4 protein-coding genes are annotated in these 4618 nt (G+C 43.1%); 1 reads left to right on the top strand and 3 read right to left on the bottom strand.

Annotation, left to right across the window (positions count from 1 at the left end):
* Nucleotides 1–59 precede the first annotated feature (59 nt).
* Nucleotides 60–980, top strand: coding sequence for an AEC family transporter (locus TH606_RS10700; RefSeq protein ID WP_068543908.1), 921 nt, complete (start codon nucleotides 60–62; stop codon nucleotides 978–980).
* A gap of 26 nt (nucleotides 981–1006) precedes the next feature.
* Here the strand turns inward: TH606_RS10700 and rfaE1 are convergent, their stop codons facing one another.
* From rfaE1 to TH606_RS10715, 3 genes are all read right to left on the bottom strand, one after another.
* Nucleotides 1007–1960: a D-glycero-beta-D-manno-heptose-7-phosphate kinase gene (rfaE1, locus tag TH606_RS10705; RefSeq protein WP_068543911.1), complete on the bottom strand. Its 954-nt coding sequence runs from the start codon at nucleotides 1958–1960 to the stop codon at nucleotides 1007–1009.
* Nucleotides 1950–2984, bottom strand: a complete 1035-nt coding sequence (gene recA, locus TH606_RS10710) for a recombinase RecA (RefSeq protein WP_068543921.1) — start codon at nucleotides 2982–2984, stop codon at nucleotides 1950–1952. The genes rfaE1 and recA overlap by 11 nt, the downstream gene beginning before the upstream one ends.
* 248 nt (nucleotides 2985–3232) lie before the next feature.
* Nucleotides 3233–4051 carry a mechanosensitive ion channel family protein gene (locus TH606_RS10715; protein WP_231887784.1) on the bottom strand — a complete coding sequence of 273 codons (819 nt, stop codon included), beginning with the start codon at nucleotides 4049–4051 and terminating at the stop codon, nucleotides 3233–3235.
* Nucleotides 4052–4618 lie beyond the last annotated feature (567 nt).

Here is a 4618-nt window from a genome sequence, read left to right on the forward strand (position 1 = left end):
GGTTTTTCCAAAAAACTACGGCTGAACCTTTATTCAAAATTGAACTAAAGTTATAAATTATGGAAAAAATCTTACCCCATTTATGGCTAATAATAGCAGGCTATCTTTTACGGCGTTTACCCCCCTGCCCCAAAGATACTGCCCTTGCTCTTAACTTCTACGTCATTTATATAGCTCTACCGGCTCTTATTTTTGAACAAGTCTCCAAGATCCAGTTTTCAGCCCAATTATTATTCCCCATAATGTTGCCCTGGTTAGTGGTGATATTTTCCGCCACCCTGGTATGGGGGCTATCTTTCTTGTTCCGGTTTGACCGCCAGACCACCGGAGCCCTGCTTCTTTTAACTCCTCTGGGGAATACCGCTTTTTTAGGGATTCCCATGGTAGAGCAATTTTTCGGTTCCAAAGGGGTGCCTTTTGCCGTAATTTATGACCAGTTTGGTTCTTTTTTGGCCCTTACCACTTATGGAACTTTAATTCTGTCTATTTATGCCCCTGACCATAAACCAAAGCTAAAAAATGTTCTTTATAAAATTGTTTCTTTTCCGCCTTTTATAGCTTTAATACTGGCTTTATCTTTAAAAAATGTCAGTTATCCGGATTGGCTTAACACCCTTTTCAATATAACAGCCGCTTCATTAGTGCCAGTAGTTTTAGTAGCTATAGGCCTTCAACTGAAGCTAAAAATACCCAAAAATGACTTACTTCCTTTTGTAATGGGATTAGGCATAAGGCTAATAATTACACCGACAATATTTATTCTTGGCTGTCATTTTTTGGGGTTTAAAGGGCTGCCAGTTCAGGTTGCTCTTTTAGAAGCAGCCATGCCCCCTATGGTTGTAGCCGGAAGTTTAGCTACTATTGCTAATTTGCGCCCGAGTTTAGCCTCTTCACTGGTAGGATTGGGAATAATTTTTTCTTTTTTGACTTTACCAATGATTTTCAAGATGATAACAACTTTGATTCCAGCTTATTATTAACCCCCATGTCCCACAGGGGCATTGGGTTAATAAATAAAAGACTTAAGCTCATCCCATAAAATAGGCTGGGTGCCCACTTTACCAACCACAATTCCTGCGGCCTGGTTGGCAATGTTGACTACCCTTTCTAAAGGATAGCCTGCCACGTAAAAAGCGGTAAGAGTGGCAATCACTGTATCTCCTGCGCCTGAAACATCATAAACTTCGCGGGCCTGGGCCGGGAAACGCTTTTTAATTTCAGGATGATGAAGATACATGCCCTCTGGCCCAAGCGTTACCAACATAAAAGAAAGATTATATTTACGGATTAAATGCTCACAGATTTTGGCCATGTCAGAACTATAAAGGCCTTCTTCTTTAGCAATTTCTTTGAGCTCTTTAAGGTTGGGGGTAATACAAGTGGCCCCCTCGTAACGCCTCCAGAAAAGTCCTTTAGGGTCCACCATAACAGGGAGAGAAAACTCCCTGGCTTTCCCGATAAGCCACCGACAAAGTTCTCCCGAAGAAAGGATACCCTTGGCATAATCTGAAAGAATTAGAGCATCTATTTCAGGAAGAAGAGCCTCTATTTCCTTTCTGAGGTGAGATAAGCTTTCTTCAGAAAGGGTGTCAGTGTTTTCGGCATCAATGCGCAAAAGTTGTTGCGAACTGGCTATAATTCGGGTCTTAACAGTAGTGGGGCGCCCCCTATCCCGTATAATAGCCTTAGTGCCTATCTTCTTCTCTTTGGCAAGCCCTAGAAATTCCTGGGCTTCATTGTCTTGTCCCACTACTCCGGCTAGTTCTACTTTAGTTCCCAGGCCTTTCAAATTATTGGCAACATTGGCTGCTCCACCAAGAGACATGGTAACAGACTTGAGATTAAAAACGGGCACCGGTGCTTCTGGAGAGATTCGTTCTACATCTCCCCAGAAGTAGCGGTCAAGCATTACATCGCCTACCACCAGGAAGCGCAGATCTTTAAGAGGGCTATCCGGCATGGGCCTCATTTGCCTCAGTTTTTGGAGTGGCAAGGCCTGCGAGCTCTCTTATTTTACTTTCAAGTTCAGCTACAAGCTCTGGCTTTTCAAGAAAGGCACGTTTTACATTTTCACGGCCCTGGCCCAAGCGGTCACCCTGGTAGGAATACCAGGCCCCGCTTTTATCAATGAGGCCCATCTTAACGCCCAAGTCAAGAATTTCGGTAAGCTTAGAAATTCCTTCACCGTAGTAGATGTCAAACTCAGCTTCTTTGAAGGGAGGAGCCATTTTATTTTTGACTACTTTTACCCGTACTCGGTTGCCAATAGGCTCATTGGCTTCTTTGATAGTACCAATGCGGCGAATATCAAGGCGCAGACTGGCATAAAACTTAAGGGCATTTCCGCCAGGGGTAGTTTCCGGATTACCGTAACCACCCATACCAATTTTCATGCGTATCTGGTTGATGAAAATCACGGCGGTGCCAGTCTTCGCAATAGCGGCGGTTAATTTTCGCATAGCCTTAGACATCAGGCGCGCCTGTAATCCCACCTGGGTTTCGTCCATGGCACCTTCAATTTCGGCCTGAGGTACCAGCGCGGCCACCGAATCCACCACGATTACATCAACTCCACCGCTTCTAGCCAGGACCTCGGCAATCTCTAAAGCCTGCTCTCCCGTATCAGGCTGAGAGACTAAAAGGTCATCTATATTTACACCTAGTTTTTGAGCGTAGTGGACATCAAGGGCATGTTCAGCATCAATAAAAGCGGCTGTCCCCCCATTTTTCTGGGCCTCAGCGATTATATGAAGGGCAAGCGTAGTTTTACCAGAAGACTCTGGGCCAAAAATCTCGGTAATACGGCCTTTGGGAATACCACCAATACCGGTGGCAATATCAAGACCTATAGAACCAGAGGAAATAACCTCTGCATCCCTTATTTTTGGGGCCTCTCCCAGGCGCATCACTGCCCCTCGGCCGAACTGACGTTCTATCTGAGAAATGGCCGCTTCAATGGCCTTTTTCTTGTCAATTTGAGCCATAAAAACTCCTCCAATTAGATTTAGCCCTATTTTAAACGTTTTTTTGGAAAAAATAAACTTATTGGATAAACTTATAGGAAGCCTTTTGCCTGACAAGAATTATCACGAGAGATCTTGCCGCTACGTTACTATCAGCCTTGCTGACGCTTAGAATAGGTGTTACTTGCCCTGCTCTAATATGGAAAATATAGAGCTTATGGTAATTACTAAAGAGGCCCGTCTAGCCAGACGGGCCATCACTATTGAAATTACTGTTTTTTTTCTGAAGATTTTTCTACAAAGAGATGCACATCCTGTTGCGGATAAGGAATGCTTATGCCTTCCTGGTCAAAAGTCTTTTTAATTTGTTCAATAAGGTCAAACCTTACGGCCCAGTAATCACTTGTTTTCACCCAGGGTCTAAATACCAAATTGACTGAACTATCGGCCAATTCAGCCACGGCTACGGTAGTAGCTGGATCTTTTAAGATACGAGGATCTTTTGCGGCCATTTCCCAGAGAAGGGCCTTGGCCTTGTCTATGTCGTCTTCATAGCTTATGCCTACTACCAGATCAATGCGCCTGGTATCATTGGCCGTAATATTGGTAATAATATCACCAAGTATTTTGGCATTGGGAACTATGATCTTTTGATTATCAGGGGTGTGAAGAATAGTATTAAATAGCCCAATTAACTGGACGCCCCCGGTAACCCCAGCTACCGTTACCGCATCTCCCACTTTAAAAGGACGAAAAATAAGGATCATGATGCCAGCGGCAATGTTTGAAAGAGAATCTTTCAAGGCCAGACCAACAGCCAGACCTAAAGCACCAAGAACCGTTAAAAAAGACATGGTGTTGATACCAAGTTGGCCAGCAGCAGCAATAAGAACCAGGATTACGAGAGAGTAATAAATAACTCCTCTTAAAAAACGGCTTAAAGTTACATCAAATTCTCTCTTTTCAAGTAGCCTTTCACAGAAATTGGCTATGCGCTTTGAAAGCCAAAACCCTATAATGAGAATTAAAATGGCCCCAATTATCTGGGGAGCAATTGATAAAAGATAAATCCATACACTAGAAACCATACCCACCTCCATAACTCCCTCCTACAAAAATTTTAGTATTTTAATCTTATAATATTTTAATTTAAAATTAAACAAGCTTTTTATAAAAAAATTATTACAAAAACCATAAAAATAATTACAACTTTTGAGAAATTATTGCTAGCAAAGCGAAGAAAGCTAAGCCTATTTTTCCTCAGAGGATTATCTCGTCGACCTTTCGGCCTCCTCGTAGTGATAATAACAGATAAGTATTAATGAAGCATATTTTACGAGGCGACGTAGTAGCCGTGGCGATCTCTGGTCCCTTCGCTAACGCTCGGGACAAGGATTGCTTCGCTCGGGAATAACGGCGAAGGGGTTAGCAATGGCCAGGAAAGAGTTCACAATGGCCAGGAGTGTAACTTGTAACGGCTGGGAAGGGTCTGCAATGACGGAAAGGGGACCTATAATCACGAGGAGGGGACTTGTAGTTACGGCTCCCCTAATAAATTGTCATCTGTTTTGGCTTTCAGTAATCAAATCAAAATTTTGGTTAGGCCTAGAGGGATGGTGAGCGGTTAGGTAGTATTTCAGTAATTGTGTCCGAAA

Source organism: Thermodesulfatator autotrophicus (assembly GCF_001642325.1).
Lineage (GTDB): Bacteria > Desulfobacterota > Thermodesulfobacteria > Thermodesulfobacteriales > Thermodesulfatatoraceae > Thermodesulfatator > Thermodesulfatator autotrophicus.

Coding starts and splice junctions, on each gene's coding strand:
- TH606_RS10700 (WP_068543908.1), top strand. CDS start 60: ATGGAAAAAATCTTACCCCATTTATGGCTAATAATAGCAGGCTATCTT.
- rfaE1 (WP_068543911.1), bottom strand. CDS start 1,960: ATGCCGGATAGCCCTCTTAAAGATCTGCGCTTCCTGGTGGTAGGCGAT.
- recA (WP_068543921.1), bottom strand. CDS start 2,984: ATGGCTCAAATTGACAAGAAAAAGGCCATTGAAGCGGCCATTTCTCAG.
- TH606_RS10715 (WP_231887784.1), bottom strand. CDS start 4,051: ATGGTTTCTAGTGTATGGATTTATCTTTTATCAATTGCTCCCCAGATA.